Source organism: Bdellovibrio sp. NC01 (assembly GCF_006874625.1).
Taxonomy (GTDB): domain Bacteria; phylum Bdellovibrionota; class Bdellovibrionia; order Bdellovibrionales; family Bdellovibrionaceae; genus Bdellovibrio.
Genome location: NZ_CP030034.1, coordinates 3,897,906 through 3,918,734 on the forward strand (window position 1 = coordinate 3,897,906; position 20,829 = coordinate 3,918,734).

Here is a 20,829-nt window from a genome sequence, read left to right on the forward strand (position 1 = left end):
GCGTTATAGCAGATACCTGGACGCTCCGCAAGAGAGGCTCCGTCTTCCCAAGACCCAGACTTCAAAGTGAGTCGGACTCCCAAGGACTTCATAGGCGGCATGTGCTGTAGAGCCCGTAGTAAGAATATCATCCACGAAAACCCACAGCGTATCTGTCGAATCCTTGGACACCTCTGAATATTTTTCATCAAGCCCTAGGCGCAGTCTCTGCCTCTGCTGGCGGTTTCCTCCCCGCTGGCTCTTCTTTTTAAGTTTCTTTAAGCACGGAACGACCTCGCCGCTAAAGTGTTTGGCCAGGGCTTCGGCGTGGGCGAAGGCGTGATCTTTATGCCCGCTTGAAGAAGGCGCTGGGACAAAACGAATCTTTTTAGACGGAGTCATGTTAAGCGCCATGCGCTTTTGCGAAAATTTCTGCGCGTAATGGTTCCAAGCTTCCCGCCGCTGACCTTGCTTAAGTGCTAAGACGGTCGAACTTAAAAGATCACTCTGCCCGGGATTCCATTCATACAGCGCAAAGATCGGATAAGGCGCTTCGTTGTAATGAAAAAGTCCCTGTTCATGTTCGTAATATTCCAATTGCCGTGCGCATCGTTCACACAACAAAGCCTTCGTTCCTTGTAAGGATCCGCAATACAGACAGGGAAAGAAGTAAGCTTGCAAGAGTTGCCACATCATTTTCATGTCGCAACCCTTTCGCAAAATCGTAACCACTTACCTTTTGTTGAGTTCTTTCTTTGACAAGCCAAAAACCCCGGCCTAGAACGAAATTAAGAGGGGTTTATGAAAAGTATTGTAGGGGTTCTTTTCGCAATCAGTATCGCTCCAGCACTGTCTGTGGCAGCAGGTCTTTCAGCTCACCGTTACTCGGGCGAGTCTTACCGTGAGGCTTCACAACGCAACCACGGCGATTCAATTTCTGATGCCGACAGCGTTGAGATTTCTAAAACGACTCCTGAGCGTATTAAAAAATCGATGGAAAAATTGAACGTTAAAGAACTTCCTGACGCAGGTTCATTGCAAGCTTTGACGGCACAATTTAACTATGTTCGCGATACGCGCTTTTTGAAAACGGAAGATCCAAACTTTCCTCGCCGTTTAACATGGTTGTTCCCTGATGACGGTTGTTATGCGCGCGCTGAAATGGCGTCACAAAAATTGATTGCACAAAAATTCGTAGAGCCAAAAAAGATCTTCGTGTTCGGTGATCTTTCCGCAAAAACTGACAACGCTTCTAGCGGTTCGGTTCAGTGGTGGTACCACGTTGCTGTGATCTATCGCGTGGGCACAACTCCTTACGTCGTCGATCCGGCTTTGAATCCTCAACAGCCCATGACTTTGACAGAGTGGAATACAGCCGTTGGCGGCGATCAAACGCACGTTGAATACGCGATCTGCTCACACGATACCTTCGATCCAGATGGCGACTGCACAAAAGGTCGTCCGATGAGTTTGGAACAAGCTGAAAACGAACAGCGCGGTTTCTTGCAAGACGAATGGGATCGACTTGAAGAACTCCACCGCAATCCGCAAGAGGAACTTGGCGACAATCCTCCTTGGAAACACTAAAAAACGAAGGCTCCACCAGGGAGCCTTTTTTAATTGTACTAGATATTGTGATAGGGAATTTTCTTAATGATCGTAAAGGCACGATAGATCTGCTCAAGACTCATTGCTTGAGCCATTAAGTGATTCATCACCATCGGCGACAAAGCCACCTTTAAATCCGCGCGTTTGCGCACATCTTCATTCACACCGAAAGCACCGCCGATAATAAAGATCGCGCGCTTCTTTGAACTGCCTAAGATGTTTTCTACTTTTTTAGAAAATTGAATCGAATCCAACACCGAGCCACGTTCGTCGAATAAGATCACGTAGTCGTCGCTATTGATATTTTTCAGAATGAGTTCGGATTCTTCGTTGCGTTTGAAGTCTGCATCTTCACGCGCAGACTTCTTAGCTTTAAGTGACTGAATATCGAAGGGAATAAAGAACGAGATCTTCTTCTTGTACAGCTCGCTGACCGCATCAGCCCAAGCCTCTTTAGCCGTGGCGAGATTGTACAAGATGAATTTCATGAATTACGCCTCTGGATGCGGATCTTTCAAACCAAGGTCTTTACCTTGCTTCCAAAGATTTTCCAGATTGTATTCCTGACGAACGAAATCATAGAACAAGTGGATGATCAATGAACCGTAGTCCACAACAACCCAACGACCTTCATCAATACCCTCAACGCTTTGCGGGTGAAGATTGAATTCTTCTTTCACAGCCATCACTACGTTTTCAGCCATCGCAGCCGCATGACGAGTTGATGTACCAGAAGCGATCAAAGTGTATTCGCTAGGCGCAGAAGCTTCAGTTAAATCGAAGCCACGAACCGCAATACCTTTTCTAGAGAACAAAACGTTCGCGCAGAATTCAGTAAACTTCTTGTAGTCACCGATGCGCTCGCCAAGGTTTCTGTAAAGCTTGTGTTCTTTAATGTAAGACTCAACAGAAAGTGGCAAATACTTTTCGACTGGTTTACCAGTGCGAAGCCATTTACGAACTTCTGAAGATGAAATTTCAATATCACGCAAAGTGATGAATTGAATGTTACGACCTGTTGTTAATTCGATGAAGTTGAAATCGAAATCAGCAACCAAAGGTTTCAAGTAACCTGGCATCTCTTCCAAAGATTCTGGAACGTCATAACCAGGACGAGTTGTAACAACCAAGTTCGTTTCAGAAAGAATCTTTTGGAAGTCTTTCCATTGCGCTAGCTCTTCAAATTTGTCAGCACCAACGATCAAATACAAATCAGAAGCTTCGTATGTTTTGCGAAGATTCATCACTGTATCAACTGTGTAGCTTAAGCCGCCACGTTTGATTTCTTGATCGTCAACGAAGTACGTGTCGCCGTATTGAGCGAAAGCAAGTTTCGTCAATTCAACACGTTGTTCAGCTGTTGGACCCTCAACAGGAGTTTTTAGTGGGTTTTGAGCAGCGGGAACGATGTGAACTTTGCCCAAGCCCATTTTTTTCGCCACTGTTTGAATGGCGTTGATGTGACCCATGTGCGGAGGATTAAAACTTCCACCAAAAATACCGATTTTCATTATGCTTCTTCCTCTTTAAGGATTTGACGACCCAACTCAATGACTAATTCATTGATGTTTTTGCCGGTCACCGCAGAAATGGCTAAAGGAGCATTGCCGGTAGCTTTCTTAAACGAGTTAATCAGCTTCTGAAGTTGATCAGCACTTAGAGTGTCTATTTTATTAAGAACAACGAACTGAGGACGCGTGGAAAGAGGGAAGAATCCTTCTTTGTCCTGATTTTTTTCGTCGTACATTTTAAGTTCATAGTTAATGTCTTCGAAATCTTGAAGAGGATCACGACCTGACATACCTGATGCATCCACCAAATGGATAAAGATGCGAGTACGTTCAACGTGCTTCAAGAATTGAATACCAAGACCCACACCTTCGTGTGCGCCTTTCACCAGACCTGGAATATCAGCAACAACGAAAGAACTATAATCACCCGCTTTAACCACACCCAAGTTTGGTGTCAGAGTTGTGAACGGATAATCTGCGATCTTAGGTTTCGCTGCAGAGATACGAGAGATCAAAGTTGATTTACCAGCATTCGGGAAACCGATGATACCGACGTCAGCGATAAGCTTTAGTTCAAGCTCCACTTCGATCTCTTCACCTTCTTCACCTGGCTGTGCATGTTCTGGAGCTTGGTTCACGCTGGTTTTAAAGAATTCATTTCCTTTACCACCACGACCACCTTTAAGCAGAAGGTAGTTATCGATACCAGTCATATCGACGATGATTTCGCCTTCAAGATTACGAATGATTGTTCCTTCAGGAACGATCATCACAAGATCTTCACCGTCATGACCGGCTTTTTGACGGCCGAAGCCCATCTCACCATTCTGAGCGGCATATCTTTTATTTTGTCTTAGATCGACAAGGGAATTGATGTGACGAGAAGTGCGAATGTAGACATCCCCACCTTTACCGCCGTCGCCGCCATCTGGGCCGCCACGAGGCATTCCGGATTCTCTGCGAAAACTTACGCAACCCTGGCCACCGCGACCAGATGCAATTGTGATTTTAACTTCGTCGATGAATTTCATTTTTTAGCACCGTTTATGCAGAGTGATATACAACAAAAAAGGAGCCGTGGATGGCTCCTTTTTCTGTATTGAAAAAAACTCTTGGTGCTTATCGAGCGTAGAGAGTCTTAACGACTAACCTGCTTTAGGATAAACACTAACTTTGAAACGCTCTTTAGAGAAACGTTCAAATTTAACAAGACCATCAATTACTGAATAGATCGTGTAGTCGCGACCCATTTTTACGTTGTTGCCCAAGTGGAATTTTGTACCACGTTGACGAACGATGATTGTGCCTGGAAGAACTTGTTCACCACCGAAGCGTTTAACGCCCAAGCGTTTACTCTGTGAATCACGTCCGTTCTTTGTACTACCGCCGGCCTTCTTACTTGCCATGACTAACCTCTCTTAAAAAAATCTTTAATTACGCTTTTTTAGAAGTTTTTTTAGCTGCTTTTTTCTTCGCGCCAGTTTTAGTCGCTTTTTTTGCAGTCTTTTTAACTGCTTTCTTAGCAACTTTCTTTTTCGCTACTTTTTTAGCCGCTGTTTTTACAACTTCTTCGCCTTTTGATTTGTTAGCAGCGCGTTCTTTGCGAGCAGCCATGCGAGCTGTTTTAGCATCCGCACGTTTAGCATCAACGTCTACTACATTTGGCGCAGCATCTGTTTTAGTTGTTTTACCGTCTGGTGAAGTGATTGCTTTCACGAAAAGTTCAGTGAACTCTTGTTTGTGAGTTGCAAACTTTCTGTAACCTTGACGACGTTTCTTTTTGAAAACGATTTCTTTTTTTGTACGTGCTTGTTTAGTAACTACAACAGTTACTTTCGCACCTTTAACAAGAGGTTGACCAACATGAGTGGACTCACCACCAACCATCAAGATTTCGTTGATATCAAACTCTGCTCCAAGCTTTTGTTCAACTTTATCAACTTGAACAACATCACCCGCTTGAACTTTATATTGCTTACCGCCAGTACGAATAATTGCGTACATCTTTGACCTCCAGCTACCCGAATTAAGCCAATGGTAAATGCCACCTCGCACTAGGCTTTGTCAACCTAATACATGCTATTTTTTTCAGCTTTTCAGGGAGAAGAAGAGGTTACGTGGCGAAGTGGGGCTTGGCAATAAAAAAGAAAGGTTTTTTAAGATTCTAGATGTTCTTTTAAAGCTGATAATTATCGAGTACTTAGCTTAAGGAACAGGCAGCTAAAATTCATTCTTTGGGAAAAATCGACGCTCATCAGAAAGAGCGTCATAAAAAGTGGCCGTGCATTGTTTATAGGAAGATTCGGATCGGGGCCAAAAACCCCAGATCGATTAAGGGCGATTTAGTTATTTTCGCCCGAAGTTGGCCAACCTCTTTTTTGCGCATACTCGCGGGCTTTTTTGGTGTCAGCGAATAAAGATTGGCGAATGTTGGTTTCGCGCTCACCGATCTTATCTATATCGATGTCGCCCCATTTGTCGGCGTACTTCTTACTATAATAGCGCTCGGTCAATTCTAAACGCAGCTCTTTGGCGCGCCAGATTTTATAAGCGTTGAATTCAGCGTCTTGCGTTTTCACGTTTTCAAGACGTTTGATCTCTTTAGATAAAGAACCAATCATCGACTTATAGTTCGAGTTCACGTCGGCCTTGTTCACAGCAAGGAATTTATCAAAGAGGTCGGCTGATTCTTTGGTGTTTAAACCAAACGTGTTCGCTTCCATGATGTCGCTTGCGCCACGATAGTCAGCGTGCAGTGATTGCGGCGTGATGCTCTTATAATATTGTTGGCCAGCCTTGAAACCATCTTGGACAACGTCTTTCGAACCTTTTTCTAAGCCCGCGATGATGCCCTTCTGGGCTTGTAAGCGTAAATACGGATTCGTGGCGGCCGATGAGCTTCCAAGAATGCCGTTTTCAATCAGATCACGTGATTCGCTGGCTGATAGAGTTTTCGGGCGGTCTTTCAATTTGTCTTTTAAATCAGCGACAGACAATTCATCTGCCGAGCCATCTTTTTTTAAACGATATGATTTATCAGAGGCTTTGTTGTGAGCTTGTAAAACCCAGTCCTGTTCTTCTTTTGAAAGCGGACGCTTCAATGTATCTTCTGCCAAAGCCAGTCGAGCTTTACCACCGTCAGCAGCGTCGTTGATTTTGCCAACACTTGCTAAAACTTCTTCTTGGGAGGCACCGGCTTTCATTTTAGCTGTCGCTTCTGCTGCAAGTTTCGCATTGTCAGCGGCAGTACTTGCCACAGCACGAGTTGCAGTCGCTGCAGTTTCCGCAGTCTTCGCAGTGGCTGCGGCTTTTTCTGCATCCGCTGCAATACCTGCGATTTTGAAAATGTTTTTTGCTTTGGCCGCTTTCAAAGCTGCACCCGCAGGACCTGCCGCAAGGGACGCGACTTCAGCAACTGCTTCGCAAATCATCGCCGCACGTTCTTGAGCGTTATAACATTCAAGCTTCACGCCCATCTCGTTGATCTTTGCTTTCGCAAGTCCAATCAGGTCGATGTTGCTTTTTGAAATCTTAGAGGCGTTGAAGGCTTTTAGTTCTTCTTCATCTGCCGTCAGAGGTTTCTTGGCTAGAACTTTGCGCATCAGATTGTTGTTCGCTTCTTGTTCTTTTGTCAGCGCAATCATCTTCAGTGTGGCTTTAATATTGCCGCACTTCAAAGTTTTCAGCATTGCATCTGCAGGCACATCTGCTTGCAAAAGTTTTGGAACACTATCGTTATAAATTTTAAATAGGTTCTTTTTGATACTAAAGTCAGCGTCGCAAATATCGTTTTCTGCTTTCGCCGCTTTGGCATCAATGACGACTTGATTAACGGCGCTGCCTACGCCTTTAGCGGCATCCCACAGACTGACAACGGTGTCTTTAACAAAATTCCAGCCACCGATCGCACAACCCACGCGATAATCAAAATCATCTTCAAAGAAAGCAGTGATTGAACTACGGTCGTAACACTTCAGCGCTTTTTCCTCTGGTTTTTCCCCATTGGCGCGCATCTTGGCAAATAGATCCTGGCACTCTTTTGATTTTAAAGTGTCTTGGCAGGTTTGTTTTGAAAATGCAGCAAGGCCTTTTAGGCCGGAATCCGGTTTGGTCAAACAAGCTGGCGCATCCGCGTGAGCGAACTGCCCAAGCATCATGACGATATAAATAGATAGAGCCAAAACGAGTTGATTCATATCTGTTTATTCGGAACGTAAGCTAGGCTACTGAACAGGCCCTTGGTCACGATATGAATCATGACCAAGGTATTTACTTATTAGAAACGGTTATACGAAGAAAATTTCGTATTGTTCGATATGGTAATTTGGTTCAATTTTAAACGCGACGGAACGACCGAGTTTCTTTTCGATGCCCTCTAGGCTTTCACCTTCCACTTCGTAGATCCAATCAACAACTTCGCTGTGACAGTGAACGACAACGTTGGTTTTTTTATTCGTCAGCATGTCGGCATCACGTTCAAGTTCGCGGAAGATCTCATTCGCTACTGTTGATTTGCGTTTGATATAACCTTTACCATCGCAGTATGAACATGGTTCACACAAAGTTTTAATCAAACTTGGGCGAATACGTTTACGAGTCATTTCAACTAAGCCTAATTGTGACATCGACACGACGTTTGTGCGTGCGCGGTCACGACCCAATTCTTCAGCCAAAGTTTCCATGACTTTATCGCGGTGAGATTCTTTTTCCATATCGATGAAATCGATAATGATAATACCACCGCAGTTACGAATTCTAAGTTGATGGGCCGCCTCGCGAACCGCTTCCAGATTGGTTTTCAAGATTGTATCTTCAAGGTCTTTTTTACCTACGAATTTACCAGTGTTGACGTCAATCACCACCAAAGCTTCCGCTTCGTCGATCACGATGTAACCACCCGACTTCAACCAAATCTTTCTTTCCATCGAACGTGAAATTTCGATGTCGATATCGTACAAATCGAAAAGAGGTTTTCTTTCTTCGTACAGCACGATGTTCTGCTTATACTTCGGCATGAATTGCGATACGAACTTCACAACTTTTTTGTGAATCTCGACATCGTCAACCCACACGCTTGTCACATCTTCAGACATCAAATCGCGAAGCGCACGAAGTTCAACATCAAGCTCGGTGTGAAGTGCGCCTGGAGTTTTTTTCTTTTCGTAGTTTTTGAAAATCTCTTTGCTTAAACGATCCAAGTATTCGATGTCGGCTTTTAACATCTCTTCCGAAGCGCCGTCACCAGCAGTACGGACGATTACGCCGCCTGATGGATTGATTTTTTGTACAAGTTTGCGCAAACGTTCGCGTTCTTCTTCGTCTTCAATACGACGAGAAATCCCCAAGTGTCTTACCGTCGGCAAGAATACGACGAAGCGACCCGGCAACGAGATGTGCGTTGTTAAACGCGCGCCTTTTGTGCCCAGTGGATCTTTTGCCACTTGTACCAGGATCGATTGGCCTTCTTTAAGCAAATCTTGAATTGGAGTTTTGTTGTGATGACTTGGTGGTTTGTCATCATCGCCTTCCATTTCCAGTGGTTCGTCGCGATCGACGTTTGATAAGAAATTATCGTCAACGTCTTCGCGGATGTCGCCCACGTACAGGAACGCCGCTTTCTCTAGACCAATGTCTACGAACGCTGCTTGCATTCCCGGAAGAACACGGATCACCGTGCCACGATGAATGGACCCGACCAAAGTGGGTGAAGTTTTACGTTCAATTTTCAAATCTGATAAAACACCAGTGTCCACATAAGCGACTCGCGTTTCTTGAGGTCTTACATTGATGAGAATTTCAGCCGACACGATAACCTCCGATGGTCCAGAAACAAGACTTCTAGCAAATAATATTCAATATTGAAACACAACTTGCCGAAAAGATCACTGAATTAGCATCTTTATGGAGTGAATGATGGCAACAATAGACGAACTGTTCAAACTCATGGTTGAGCAAGGAGCTTCCGACTTGCACGTGACAAGCGGTGCCGCACCGTATTTGCGCCTCCATGGTAACATGGTTCCACTGAACTATCGCGAACTCACAAATCAAGACGTACAAGGTCTGATCTTCGAAATTCTTTCTGAAAAGCAAAAGAAAGCATTCGTGGAAAAATGGGAACTCGATTTCGCCTACACACTTGCAGGCATTGGTCGTTTCCGTTGCAACATCTTCATGCAACGCAAAGGCTTAGGCGCTGTGTTCCGTATTATCCCAGAGAAAATTAAAACAGCTCAAGAACTTGGTTTGCCTCCAGCAATCATGGACATGATCGATTGTGATCGTGGTTTGATTCTTGTGACAGGCCCAACAGGTTCCGGTAAATCAACAACGCTTGCGGCGATGATCCATCAAATCAACGCGACTCGCGAAGCACATATCATCACTGTTGAAGATCCGATCGAGTTCGTGCATCCAAATATTCGTTCTTTGGTGAATCAACGTGAAGTTGGTAGCCATACAAAAAGTTTCGGTAACGCCCTGAAAGCAGCTCTGCGTGAAGACCCAGATATCTTGCTTGTGGGTGAGTTGCGTGACTTAGAAACAATCTCTTTGGCATTAACAGCTGCAGAGACAGGTCATATCGTATTCGGTACTCTACATACGAATTCCGCTTCGAAAACAATCGATCGTATCATCGACGTTTTCCCTGCGGGTCAACAAGCACAAATCCGTACAATGCTTGCAGAAAGCTTGCGTGGAGTTGTGGCGCAAACGCTGTTCTCGCGCGCGGACGGTCAAGGCCGTGTTGCCGCTTACGAGATCATGAGAAACTCTAAAGCGATTGCCAATTTGATTCGTGAAGGTAAAGTCCATCAAATCGCATCAGCAATGCAAACAGGTTCAAGCCAAGGTATGATTCTATTTGAAAAATACATTGAGGATCTTGTTAAAAAAGGAAAAGTCTCTGCATCTGATGCAAAGACTTTCTTGGGTCAAGCTGGTGGTGGCGATACTGTTGCAACAAGTGCAATGGGTGGCGCTGGTGGTATTCCGAAAAAAGTCGGTTAGCCTACTCCGTCGAAGACGGTGTAGACCAGCTTAGCGGAGAGTGTCCCAGAATTTGCGGACGCTCTCTTGTTCACTGCTCGTTGATTTCTTTGTAAATCTAAAAACAATCGCTTTCGCTTTTGCATTAATAAATCCAACAATCACACGACGCTCTGGAACTTTGGCTTCCTTATCAGGATCCATCAATTGCGCTTCGCACGTTCTGCCAGTGTGCGATTCATAAATATCAATTTTTGCCTTCAAGGAAATCTTATCCAACGATCCAAAGATTTTTCCCACAAGCGTTTCGCACAATGCTTTTTCCATCGGAACCGCTTTTTGATCTGGGAAGGAATACAGATCCACGATGCGCAGACTGCCCTTCTCCCCCGAGCGAGTGATGACTCCTAGGAATTCATCATTTTTTGCGAAGTCCAAAAACTTTTGGTCATTCTTTGAAGTGAATTCAATCGTTTCCGTCGAACGCACTGGCAACGGAGAAAATTTAACTTTCGCCGATGCCGTGAATGAAAATGTAAGAGCTAAAATTGCAGTGGTTAGAAATTTCATTATTGAACTCCGGAACTAGAGACACCAGTTCGTTTCGTTTGTTCAGCTTTAATTTTTTCAACGATGCTTGCAAATTTCGCTTCGCTGGATTTATCGAAGGTCACGCCTTGAATGCTAACGCTCTTGTCGCCTTTCACTTTAACGGAATACGACTTGCCACTTTCTAAAGTGACTTCAAAATTTTTTCCGTCAAAACAGGCTTTACTGACGTAAGCATCGTCCACGATGATCTCGCCCGGTTTCCACACGTAGCCTTCAAGTTTTAATTTATCGCCGGCCGTACGAATCTTTAAACCCGCAGTTACTAAAAAGCCGTCTGTGACAAGCATAGCCGGAAGCTTTTGCACAACTTGTGGAAGATTCGCACTTTGAGCTGAAAATTCGCTCGCATTACTGACGCAGACATCAGCCGCCATGGCGGAGCTAGAGACAAGAACTGCTAAAAGAACCATTGTACTGGAAATCATTTTGCTTCTGTTCATATTGATATTCTAAACAAGTTCACGTCCGAAAGTAAACTCGACCTTATTCACTTTTTTCCCTTAGCGAAACTAACAATGCCCTAGTGACAGATGTCTCCTTCTGGGCTACTTTTATCCTTTACACCCAACAAAGGTATCTGACGTGCAATTAAGTCGTTATATTGACCATACATTACTAAAAGCAGAGGCCCAAACGGCGCAGATCGAAAAGCTGTGCGCGGAAGCCCGTGAGAACAGTTTTTTCAGTGTTTGTGTAAACACGTCTTTTGTTAAGACTTGCGCAGAACTTTTAAAAGGCTCTGACGTGAAAGTTTGCTGTGTCGTTGGTTTTCCTTTGGGCGCCATGGACACTGCTTCTAAAGCATTTGAAACTTCTACTGCGATCGCTAATGGCGCGCAGGAAATCGACATGGTTATTCAGATTGGCGCTTTGAAAGATCGTCGTTTGGATTACGTTCGTGACGACATCAAAGCTGTTGTTGATGCAGCAAAAGGTCACACGGTGAAAGTTATCATCGAAACTTCTTTGCTTAATGAAGAAGATAAAATTCTAGCATGCAAAGCAGCTCTTCAAGCAGGTGCGCACTTCGTAAAAACATCGACGGGTTTCGGTGGCGGTGGTGCAACCGTTGAAGACGTTAAATTAATGAAGTCTGTTGTTGGTTCGCAAATGGAAGTGAAAGCTTCCGGCGGCATCAAAGATATTAACACAGCAAAAGCAATGATCGAAGCAGGCGCAACTCGTTTAGGCACGAGCTCTGGTGTTGCTTTGGTTCAAGGTCAAACGGTTCAAGGCGGTTACTAATGGCATTTCTTCCAGCAGAGATTATTAAAACAAAACGCAATGGCGGCGAATTAAGCTTCGACGAAATCAACGAATTCATTTTGGGTTACGCTCGCGGCTCAATCCCTGATTATCAAATGGCTGCGTTGTTGATGGCGACGTTTTTTAAAGGCATGACGAAAGAAGAAACTCTTTCTCTGACAAAATCGATGTTGTTTTCTGGCGAAGTTGTCGATTTCTCGTCTGTCAAAGGTTTCAAAGTAGATAAACATTCAACTGGTGGCGTGGGCGATAAAACAAGTTTGATCTTGGGTCCTATCGTCGCCGCGGCTGGTGTGCCAGTGCCAATGATTTCTGGTCGTGGCTTGGGTCATACCGGTGGCACACTTGATAAATTGGAATCTATTCCTGGATTCAACACGCAGAAATCTTTGACTGAATTTGTAGAGCTAGTTCGCAAACACGCGATCTGCTTTATCGGTCAAACAAAAGAGATCTGCCCTGCTGATAAAAAAATCTATGCTCTTCGCGACGTGACGGCGACTGTTGAAAGTTTGCCGTTGATCTGCGCTTCGATCATGTCGAAAAAATTGGCTGAAGGTATCGACGGCCTTGTTCTAGATGTGAAGTATGGTTCTGGAGCATTCATGAAAACTCCAGCATTGGCTGAAGAACTTGCGATCAACTTGATGGCCATCGCAAAGGGTTACGGCAAAAAAGTAACTGCGCTATTGACGAATATGGATCAACCCTTGGGCCGCTTTGCGGGTAACTCTTTGGAAGTTGATGAGTGTGTTGCCATCATGAAAAATGAAAAACATATCGGTGTTCACGGGTACGATATGTATGAAGATACACGCGAATTAAGTCTTCGCCTTTCTGCTCACATGTTGCTTCTTGCGGGTGTTGGTAAAAATGAAGAAGAGTCTTACAAAATCGCGACAGACATTTTGGTTTCTGGAAAAGCGATGGCAAAATTTGAAGAACTTTGTTCTATTCACGGCGGAAATTTATCCGCTGTGCCGACGCCGAAGCACAGCGTCGTTGTGACAGCTGATAAGCAAGGGTTTGTACACGGATTCAATACCGAAAGTATTGGCGTTGCGGGCATCTTGATTAAGGCTGGTAGAGCGCAGACGACGGATATAATCGCTCCTACAGCGGGAATTGAGTTCCATGCTAAGGTTGGCGATGAAGTAAAAGCTGGTGATACAGTGTTTACTTTATTCGGTGATGACAAAGATCTTCTGCAATCAGCAGTGCCTCTTCTGAAATCAGCGATTAATATTTCCTTGCCAAAAATTGCAAAGCCTAGTTTGATACTCAAAGTTTTGAGTTAATACTCGAGGACAACAAAGGAATAGATTTTGGTACTAAATAAACTTCAAGAATCAGTAAGCTTCATTCGCACAAAAACTTCGGCTAAACCGAAGATCGGTGTCGTATTGGGTTCTGGCTTGGGTTCATTTGTAAAAGACGTGGAAGTTGAAACAACGATCCCGTACAAAGATATTCCGCATTTTTCTCCACCAACAGTTGAAGGCCACTCTGGAAATTTGATTTTCGGTAAAGTGGGCGGTCAAGCGATTGTGATTCTTCAAGGTCGCAATCATTATTACGAAGGTCACAGCATGGAAAGTGTTGTGCACCCGACTCGTACCTTGGCTTTGTTGGGCGTTGAAAACTTGATCCTTACAAACTCTGCTGGTGGCTTCGGTGAAAACATGAACGCCGGCGATTTCATGATTATTGAAGATCATATCAACTTGATGGGCACGAATCCTTTGATGGGTCCGAACATTAAGGAACTGGGACCTCGCTTCCCTGATATGACAGAAGCTTACGATAAACGCCTTATCCAAATCATGGAGCAAGTTCTGCAAAAGCAAGGAACTCGTTACCATAAAGGCGTTTACTGTGGCGTGAGTGGTCCTACTTACGAAACTCCATCAGAAGTTCGTTACTTGAAACTTATTGGTGGTAAAGCTGTTGGTATGAGTACTGTGCCAGAAACTATTGCTGCGAATCACTTGGGTCTTCGTGTTGCGGCTTTAAGCTGCATTACGAATTTGGCTGCGGGTATTTCTGCGCAAAAGCTTTCTCATGATGAAGTGACTGAAACTGCGAAACGCGTAGAGATGCAGTTCACTTCATTCCTTAAAGAGTTCATCACGAACATCTAATTCCTATAAAAATTTAAAAGTCCTATTCGTTTAGGCACAACTAGTCCGGAGCTAGACTTACTTCTAGCTCCGGTTATCCATGCTTCTTGAAAACTTGGCGTGAAATCCTTTCACACGACTCTGCTAAGCACTGGTTTTCACGTCATCCTTAGCGTGCCTCTAGAAATCTAGCCTCAAAATAAGACATATTATTTCCGAAGAGCTAACCGGTGTGGGCTTGGAGACGCGTCTTCAAAATGGGACCAGTATGGGCCCGCACAGGGAGTGAACATGGATGTTCAAAAGTTTCTCTCGGCGGCTGCCTGCATCTTTGTATTATCAGCTTGTGGCGCTAAATCTGCCGATTCAGTTTTTTCAGAGAACAGTGCTCTTGATTCCAGCGCATGCATGGGACAAGCAGTAAAAAATAAATTCATCGTTCAATGGGAAGATGGAAAATTCACTGTCGAGTCTGCGAAAGACGCGGATGAATTCAAAGAAAAATTCATCAAACCAAATCTTAGTAATATCAAACAAGTTGAATACGATCGTTTGATTCAATTGGATCGCTCGACATCTTCAACGGTCACAACAACAGCCGCTGCAGACCCATGGGGTCAGACGATGATTCATGCTGATGCTTTGTGGTCGCAAGGTATTTACGGACAAAATATTAAAGTCGCAGTGGTCGATGCATATGTTGATGTGACTCATCCACAGATTGCTCCACGTATTGCGATTAACACTGGCGAAGTTCCAAACAATGGAAAGGACGACGATGGCAATGGATATGTTGATGACTATTACGGCGCAAGTTTTGTTTCTAATCCTGGTACTGCGTCGACCGTAAGTCCCCACGGCACTCACGTGGCAGGTATTATCGCGGCCGATCCTTCTTCAGGAAGTGTTTACGGCACAGCTCCCCGTGCGCAAATTATTCCAGCGCAATTCATCGCTAATGATGGTGGTGGTTCATTGGGTGATGCCGTACTAGCTCTGCAATACGCGGCAGCTCGTGGTGCGAAGATCATTAATGCAAGTTGGGGTGGGGCTCCGTGTGTGGCTTCGTTAAGAAACGCTTTTCAACAACTTGAAGCCAAAGGTATTTTGATTGTGGTTGCTGCTGGCAACGATGGTCGTGATATCGATGTCGATCCTGAATTCCCTGCTTCGTTTAATCTTTCAAATCAAATCACGGTCGCGGCTTCTTCGCGCAGTGATTTCATGACTTCATGGTCAAACAGTGGTTTCAGCCTTGTACATGTGGCGGCTCCGGGTGAACAAATCTTAAGTACGATTCCTGGCAACAGAACGGCGTACATGGATGGTACAAGTATGGCGACTCCGTTCGTCAGTGGTGCCGCGGCCTTGTTGTGGAGTGCAAAACCAAACGCGACAGCGGTACAAATTAAATCAGCGCTTTTACAGTCTGTTGACGTCACTTCTGGACACGAATTTAAAGTAAGTACTCGAGGTAGAATAAATGTTCAAAAAGCCTTGCAAGTACTCAATACGCTAGTTCCTTAAAAATTACTGATATCAATAAGATAGATCTTTAGACGCAGAGCCAAATAGTATGCTCTGCGTCTGTCGTTTTAAGATGCTTCCCTTACCACTCACAGGTAAAAATATTTCCTTTCAGTTCTAGAAATATGGGGCTGCTGACTTTTTGTCGGCAGGCTTAAGAAAAGGATTTTTATGAGTGAAGTGTCGACAGGGATTCAAGCGAAGCTTGCTGACCTTGAAAAAAGAAATGAAGCTGCAATGGCTGGTGGCGGAGCTGCTCGTGTTGCAAAACACAAACAAGGTGGTCGCCTAAGTGCTCGTGAGCGTTTGGATGTACTTCTTGATCCAGGCAGCTTCGTAGAGATGGATCGTTTTGTCGTTCATCGCAACACAAACTTCGGAATGGATAAAAACGTTGTACCAGGTGATGGCGTTATCACTGGTTACGGTCGTATCAATGGCAAACTAGTATACGTGGCTTCTCAAGATTTCACTGTTATCGGTGGTTCTATGTCTCGCACACAAGCGAACAAGATCTGCAAAGTGATGGACCTTGCGATGAAAAACGGAGCTCCATTCATTTCATTGAATGACTCTGGTGGTGCACGTATTCAAGAAGGTATCGAATCACTGGGTGGTTACGCAGATATCTTCACTCGCAACACAATGGCTTCTGGTTTGATTCCACAAATCACAGCAATCATGGGTCCATGCGCTGGTGGTGCGGTTTACTCTCCATCAATCACTGACTTCGTCTTCATGGTTAAAAACTCAAGCTACATGTTTGTAACTGGTCCTGATGTTATCAAGACTGTGACTCATGAAGAAGTAACGAAAGAAGATCTTGGTGGCGCAACAACTCACTCTGCGAAATCAGGTGTGGCGCACTTCGCTGCTGAAGATGACAAGCACTGCTTGTTGTTGATCCGTGAAATGATGAACTTCCTTCCTTCAAACAACTTGGATGACGTTCCTGTTCTTCCGAACACAGATCGTCCGGATCGTTTGACTGAAGCCATCACTACTATCATTCCAGACAACCCTAAGAAACCTTACGACATGAATGCTGTAATCACAGAGTGCGTGGATGAAGGTTATTTCTTGGAAGTTCATAAACACTACGCTCAAAACATCATCGTCGGTTTCGCACGCTTCAACGGTCGTCCTGTTGGTATCGTTGCGAATCAACCGCAAGTTTTGGCTGGTTGCTTGAACATCGAAGCATCACGTAAAGGTGCACGCTTCATTCGTTTCTGTGACTCTTTCAATATTCCAGTTGTTTCGTTCGTTGACGTTCCTGGCTTCTTGCCTGGTAAAGACCAAGAATGGAATGGCATCATCACTCACGGTGCGAAATTGTTGTACGCTTATGCTGAAGCAAGCGTTCCTAAAATCACTATCATCACTCGTAAAGCTTACGGTGGTGCCTACATCGTGATGGGTTCTAAACTTCTTCGTTCAGACGTAAACTTGGCTTACCCTTCTGCTGAAATCGCAGTTATGGGTGCAGATGGCGCGGTTAGCATCATCAGCCGTGAAGAAATCGCGAAAGCAAAAGATCCAGCAGCTGAAAGAGCTCGCCTGACAGCAGAATACGAAGCGAAGTTCAGCAATCCTTACGTATCAGCAGAGCTTGGCTACACTGATGAAGTGATCGAGCCAGCGTTGACTCGTAAGCGCATCATCGATTCTTTGGAAATGTTGAAAAATAAACGTGAAATTCCGCCGGCGAAAAAACACGGCAACATTCCTTTGTAGGACAGGGAGCGAAAATGGCTGTGTTTAAAAAAATCCTGATCGCTAACCGTGGGGAAATTGCAATTCGTATCACTCGCGCTTGCCGTGAGCTTGGTATCGCATCAGTTGCAGTATTCTCGGACGCGGATCGCGACAGCTTACACGTTTTCTTGGCGGATGAGGCTTATCATATTGGGCCTTCTCCATCTAAAGAGAGCTATTTGAATTATGCAAAAATCATCGAAGTTGCCAAACAAGCAGGCGTAGATGCGATCCATCCTGGATACGGCTTCTTGTCTGAAAATACAAACTTCGCTGAAGCCTGTGAAAAAGCAGGCATCACGTTCATCGGTCCAACAGTTGCGAACATCAAATCAATGGGCGACAAAATCTCTGCCAAAACATTGATGAAAAAATCGGGTGTCCCAACGGTTCCTGGTTCTGATGGCGGTGTTGAAACTGTTGAAGAAGCAATTAAGATCGCAGAAAAAATCGGTCTGCCAGTTATCATCAAAGCCTCTGCAGGTGGTGGTGGTAAAGGTATGCGTGTGGTTCGCAAGATGGACGAGTTTGAAAGTGCCTTCCGCGCTTGCCGCTCTGAAGGTCAGAACTATTTCGCAGATCCAACTGTATACATCGAAAAGTTCATCAACGATCCGAAACATATCGAGATCCAAGTGTTCGGCGATAAACACGGCAACCATGTTCATTTGTTTGAGCGTGAATGTTCTGTGCAACGTCGTAACCAAAAGATCATCGAAGAGTCTCCGTCACCTTCTGTTCCACACGAAGTTCGTCTTCGCATGGGTGAAGCATCTGTTCGCGCAGCAAAACAGATCAACTACGTAGGTGCTGGTACAATCGAATACATCTTCGACAACACAACTAAAGAATTCTACTTCATGGAGATGAACACTCGTCTGCAAGTAGAACATCCCATCACTGAAATCGTGACGGGTTTTGACTTGGTTCGTGAGCAGATCATGGTTGCCGCTGGTAAACCATTGAGCTTCAAACAAGAAGATATCAAACAAAAAGGTCACGCGATTGAAGCACGTATCTGTGCGGAAGATCCTGTTACTTACAAACCAAATCCAGGTGTCATCCGCGCATGCCGTCACCCACAAGGTCCGTTCATGCGTGTGGATTCATACGCCTACCCTGGTTACAACGTGCCAATTTACTACGATCCAATGATCGCTAAATTGATCACTTGGGGTGAAACACGTGAAGAAGCGATCAACAGAATGCAACGTGCATTGTCTGAGTTCGTATTGACGGGAATCAAAACAAACATCGTTCTTCATAAAACGATTTTGGATCACCCGACTTTCCGTGATGGTTCTTACACGACACAATTTATCGAGAAAAACTTCGAAGTTATCGAGCCAGAGATGTTCAAACAAGTTGAAGATCCAGTGTTCTTGATCGCGGCGGCTATTGAAGCCTACAACGATCGTAAATCGAAGGATATCCGTCAGCTTAACGTGAGCTCTACATGGAGACGCTTAGGCCGCAAAATGCAGTTGAGGACGTAACATGTATTTCGAAGCAGAACTTAGAGATAAAAAATATAAAGTCGATGTATCTGAAGGTCGCAACACTTGGAAAGTTTCTTTGCAAGCTGAAGGACAACCTTGGGTTCACTATGACATTTCTAAAAATGACTTTAAAGAGGCCGAAGAATACATCAGCTTCTTGTTCCAAGGTAAATCGTACCTAATTGACGTTGTTGGCTCGGACACTGAATACACAGTGTTCACGCGTAACTCGTTCCGTTCGATCAAAATCTTCAATGACGAAATGCTTTTGCATGAATCATTGAAAAAAGGCGGCGGCTTCGGTGGCGACATGGAATTGAAATCAGGTATGCCAGGTAAGATCATCGAGATCTTCGCGAAAGAAGGCGATATCGTTAAAGCCAATAAGCCGCTTCTAATCATGGAAGCGATGAAAATGGAAAACGAGATGCGCGCAACTCGTGATGTGAAGATCAAAGAGATCAAAGTCAAACAAGGTGACTCTGTTGAATCAGGCGCTGTCTTGATTAAATTCGAAGAGCCATAGTTCGATCGTACATTTAAAAAACAAAAAGGGAAGCTGATGAAGCTTCCCTTTTTTATTTCTGCTTATCGCCAGCAAAAAGATTATCTCTTTTTACCTTTGATCATGCCTGAACCTGTGTTCGTCGCAGTCGCGTGACCTGGAACGATTCTTTGGCCAGTGCCTTCTACAGTCATGCAACCGTTACCAGTTGTATAGAAAGAAGCTGCAGTAATCATGTCCACTTTATTAGTTTCCTGCGCGTTTTTAACCGCTTCATCGATCAAACCAACAACACCCTTGTCACCAAAAGTGCTAGAGCAGAATTGACCCGTCACAGGACCCACTTCTTGAAGTTTTTGATCCGGAGCTAGGCTTGTGCGAGTCATTGATACTGCACCAGCATCAAGAACTTTTGTTTTCATCGCACATGCTGAAAGGGAACCCAAAAAAGCAACAGCTAGAACTAGTTTTACGTTTTTCATTATTTATAACCCATTCCTGTTACTACGATGCAGTTCTTAGCAACAACGCCAGCGTTGAAACCTTCGTTCTTAGTAGTTACGTTGTTCACGTAACGAAGACCATCTACACGCTTAGTTTGTTGGAAACCAGCAGCTTCCAAACCACCGGCGCCGAAACGAGCATTTGTGAATGCGCGATCGATCGTTGGCAAACCACCCAATTGGTAACCTAGTACGTTCCAAGTGCAGTCTTCACCGCGTACTTGGCCAACTGATTGACCTTTTTGAACGTTGTCATCGAAAGAAATCATTTTTACATTGCTCGCGTAGTTGTAAGTAGCGCAACCACAGCAGAACAATGCTCCTAGAAGAAACATTTTGTTCACAGATAACTCCCCTGTATTTTGTTTTGGACTCTTAAATTACAGAAGAATGAGTGTTGAAAGTCAAATTCGATGGAAACGCATGGATCAGATTGCGGTCCTGCGCCACAGGTGAGGACAAATAAAAAAAGGGAGCTTACTTGCTCCCTTAATATTTCAGTAGTGTGCTTTTATTGAACTAGCGAACTGTGCAAGACATTTCGTAGCTTGCCCAAGTCAAATCGCTATATTCAGTTGAAGTGCCAACAACACCGCGGAAAGTTCCGCCTGCTGCAAGATCAGCTTTCTTAACATTCAAAGAGTAACCACGGCTGTCGATACCATCAGTCGTTCTGAAGATCGCCCAGTCAGCCTTTGAAGCTTCTTTATCAAGATTTAAAACGGCTTTGTCGCCTACTTTCGGCATGTATTCATCACCATCAGAGTTCGCAGCAAGAACTGTTGCCTTCAAGCTTTGACCCTGAACTTGGAAGTCGATCGCAAGTTTAGTGAAGCCTTCGTTTTTGCAAACGATATGACCTTGAGCAAATGAAGCAGAAGCAAAAATAGAAACTAAAGAGAAGATAAGTAATTTCATAAGTAAGAACCTTTTTTCGAGTTATTCAAGTGC

22 protein-coding genes are annotated in these 20,829 nt (G+C 44.4%); 9 read left to right on the plus strand and 13 right to left on the minus strand.

Annotation, left to right across the window (positions count from 1 at the left end; all coding sequences use genetic code 11):
• Positions 1-3 precede the first annotated feature (3 nt).
• Positions 4-681: a ComF family protein gene (locus DOE51_RS18725; RefSeq protein ID WP_142698041.1), complete on the minus strand. Its 678-nt coding sequence runs from the start codon at positions 679-681 to the stop codon at positions 4-6.
• Positions 682-780: 99 nt separating this feature from the next.
• Here DOE51_RS18725 and DOE51_RS18730 point away from each other — a divergent pair, with 99 nt between their 5' ends.
• On the plus strand, positions 781-1,566 hold the full coding sequence (locus DOE51_RS18730; RefSeq protein WP_142698042.1) for a protein-glutamine glutaminase family protein: 786 nt from the start codon (positions 781-783) through the stop codon (positions 1,564-1,566).
• 38 nt (positions 1,567-1,604) lie between these two features.
• Here DOE51_RS18730 and DOE51_RS18735 read toward each other — a convergent pair whose 3' ends face one another.
• The 7 genes from DOE51_RS18735 to DOE51_RS18765 form a co-directional block, all read right to left on the minus strand.
• Positions 1,605-2,075 carry a 23S rRNA (pseudouridine(1915)-N(3))-methyltransferase RlmH gene (locus DOE51_RS18735; protein WP_142698043.1) on the minus strand — a complete coding sequence of 157 codons (471 nt, stop codon included), beginning with the start codon at positions 2,073-2,075 and terminating at the stop codon, positions 1,605-1,607.
• 3 nt (positions 2,076-2,078) lie between these two features.
• A complete protein-coding gene (gene nadD / locus DOE51_RS18740) occupies positions 2,079-3,098 on the minus strand; it encodes a nicotinate (nicotinamide) nucleotide adenylyltransferase (RefSeq protein WP_142698044.1) in 1,020 nt (339 codons plus the stop codon).
• Positions 3,098-4,129, minus strand: a complete 1,032-nt coding sequence (gene obgE, locus DOE51_RS18745) for a GTPase ObgE (protein ID WP_142698045.1) — start codon at positions 4,127-4,129, stop codon at positions 3,098-3,100. Before obgE ends, nadD begins: the two co-directional genes overlap by 1 nt.
• A gap of 114 nt (positions 4,130-4,243) precedes the next feature.
• Positions 4,244-4,504: a 50S ribosomal protein L27 gene (gene rpmA, locus DOE51_RS18750; RefSeq protein WP_142698046.1), complete on the minus strand. Its 261-nt coding sequence runs from the start codon at positions 4,502-4,504 to the stop codon at positions 4,244-4,246.
• A 28-nt stretch (positions 4,505-4,532) separates the two neighbouring features.
• The gene (gene rplU / locus DOE51_RS18755; protein WP_142698047.1) at positions 4,533-5,102 is read right to left on the minus strand and encodes a 50S ribosomal protein L21; all 570 of its coding nucleotides are present in this window, start codon (positions 5,100-5,102) and stop codon (positions 4,533-4,535) included.
• Positions 5,103-5,440: 338 nt separating this feature from the next.
• Positions 5,441-7,294, minus strand: coding sequence for a hypothetical protein (locus DOE51_RS18760; RefSeq protein WP_142698048.1), 1,854 nt, complete (start codon positions 7,292-7,294; stop codon positions 5,441-5,443).
• 90 nt (positions 7,295-7,384) lie between these two features.
• Positions 7,385-8,905, minus strand: a complete 1,521-nt coding sequence (locus tag DOE51_RS18765) for an Rne/Rng family ribonuclease (RefSeq protein WP_142698049.1) — start codon at positions 8,903-8,905, stop codon at positions 7,385-7,387.
• A gap of 106 nt (positions 8,906-9,011) precedes the next feature.
• On the opposite strand from DOE51_RS18765, the gene DOE51_RS18770 reads away from it, so the two are divergent.
• Positions 9,012-10,109, plus strand: a complete 1,098-nt coding sequence (locus DOE51_RS18770) for a type IV pilus twitching motility protein PilT (RefSeq protein WP_142698050.1) — start codon at positions 9,012-9,014, stop codon at positions 10,107-10,109.
• A gap of 30 nt (positions 10,110-10,139) precedes the next feature.
• Here DOE51_RS18770 and DOE51_RS18775 read toward each other — a convergent pair whose 3' ends face one another.
• On the minus strand, positions 10,140-10,658 hold the full coding sequence (locus DOE51_RS18775; protein WP_142698051.1) for a hypothetical protein: 519 nt from the start codon (positions 10,656-10,658) through the stop codon (positions 10,140-10,142).
• Positions 10,658-11,140, minus strand: a complete 483-nt coding sequence (locus DOE51_RS18780; protein WP_142698052.1) for a hypothetical protein — start codon at positions 11,138-11,140, stop codon at positions 10,658-10,660. Before DOE51_RS18780 ends, DOE51_RS18775 begins: the two co-directional genes overlap by 1 nt.
• Before the next feature lie 142 nt (positions 11,141-11,282).
• On the opposite strand from DOE51_RS18780, the gene deoC reads away from it, so the two are divergent.
• From deoC to DOE51_RS18815, 7 genes are all read left to right on the plus strand, one after another.
• Positions 11,283-11,945 carry a deoxyribose-phosphate aldolase gene (deoC, locus tag DOE51_RS18785; protein WP_142698053.1) on the plus strand — a complete coding sequence of 221 codons (663 nt, stop codon included), beginning with the start codon at positions 11,283-11,285 and terminating at the stop codon, positions 11,943-11,945.
• Positions 11,945-13,264, plus strand: coding sequence for a thymidine phosphorylase (locus DOE51_RS18790; RefSeq protein WP_142698054.1), 1,320 nt, complete (start codon positions 11,945-11,947; stop codon positions 13,262-13,264). Before deoC ends, DOE51_RS18790 begins: the two co-directional genes overlap by 1 nt.
• Before the next feature lie 27 nt (positions 13,265-13,291).
• Positions 13,292-14,107, plus strand: coding sequence for a purine-nucleoside phosphorylase (locus tag DOE51_RS18795; protein WP_142698055.1), 816 nt, complete (start codon positions 13,292-13,294; stop codon positions 14,105-14,107).
• A gap of 270 nt (positions 14,108-14,377) precedes the next feature.
• Complete coding sequence (locus DOE51_RS18800) at positions 14,378-15,613, plus strand: S8 family peptidase (RefSeq protein WP_142698056.1); 1,236 nt, start codon at positions 14,378-14,380, stop codon at positions 15,611-15,613.
• Between the two features lie 171 nt (positions 15,614-15,784).
• Positions 15,785-17,350: an acyl-CoA carboxylase subunit beta gene (locus DOE51_RS18805; RefSeq protein WP_142698057.1), complete on the plus strand. Its 1,566-nt coding sequence runs from the start codon at positions 15,785-15,787 to the stop codon at positions 17,348-17,350.
• A 14-nt stretch (positions 17,351-17,364) separates the two neighbouring features.
• Positions 17,365-18,867: an acetyl-CoA carboxylase biotin carboxylase subunit gene (gene accC, locus DOE51_RS18810; RefSeq protein ID WP_142698058.1), complete on the plus strand. Its 1,503-nt coding sequence runs from the start codon at positions 17,365-17,367 to the stop codon at positions 18,865-18,867.
• Position 18,868: 1 nt separating this feature from the next.
• A complete protein-coding gene (locus DOE51_RS18815) occupies positions 18,869-19,396 on the plus strand; it encodes an acetyl-CoA carboxylase biotin carboxyl carrier protein subunit (protein ID WP_142698059.1) in 528 nt (175 codons plus the stop codon).
• 80 nt (positions 19,397-19,476) lie between these two features.
• On the opposite strand, the gene DOE51_RS18820 is transcribed toward DOE51_RS18815, so the two are convergent.
• From DOE51_RS18820 to DOE51_RS18830, 3 genes are all read right to left on the minus strand, one after another.
• Positions 19,477-19,857 carry a hypothetical protein gene (locus tag DOE51_RS18820; RefSeq protein WP_142698060.1) on the minus strand — a complete coding sequence of 127 codons (381 nt, stop codon included), beginning with the start codon at positions 19,855-19,857 and terminating at the stop codon, positions 19,477-19,479.
• On the minus strand, positions 19,857-20,222 hold the full coding sequence (locus tag DOE51_RS18825; protein WP_142698061.1) for a hypothetical protein: 366 nt from the start codon (positions 20,220-20,222) through the stop codon (positions 19,857-19,859). Before DOE51_RS18825 ends, DOE51_RS18820 begins: the two co-directional genes overlap by 1 nt.
• Positions 20,223-20,397: 175 nt before the next feature.
• The gene (locus DOE51_RS18830) at positions 20,398-20,796 is read right to left on the minus strand and encodes a hypothetical protein (protein ID WP_142698062.1); all 399 of its coding nucleotides are present in this window, start codon (positions 20,794-20,796) and stop codon (positions 20,398-20,400) included.
• Between the last annotated feature and the right edge of the window lie 33 nt (positions 20,797-20,829).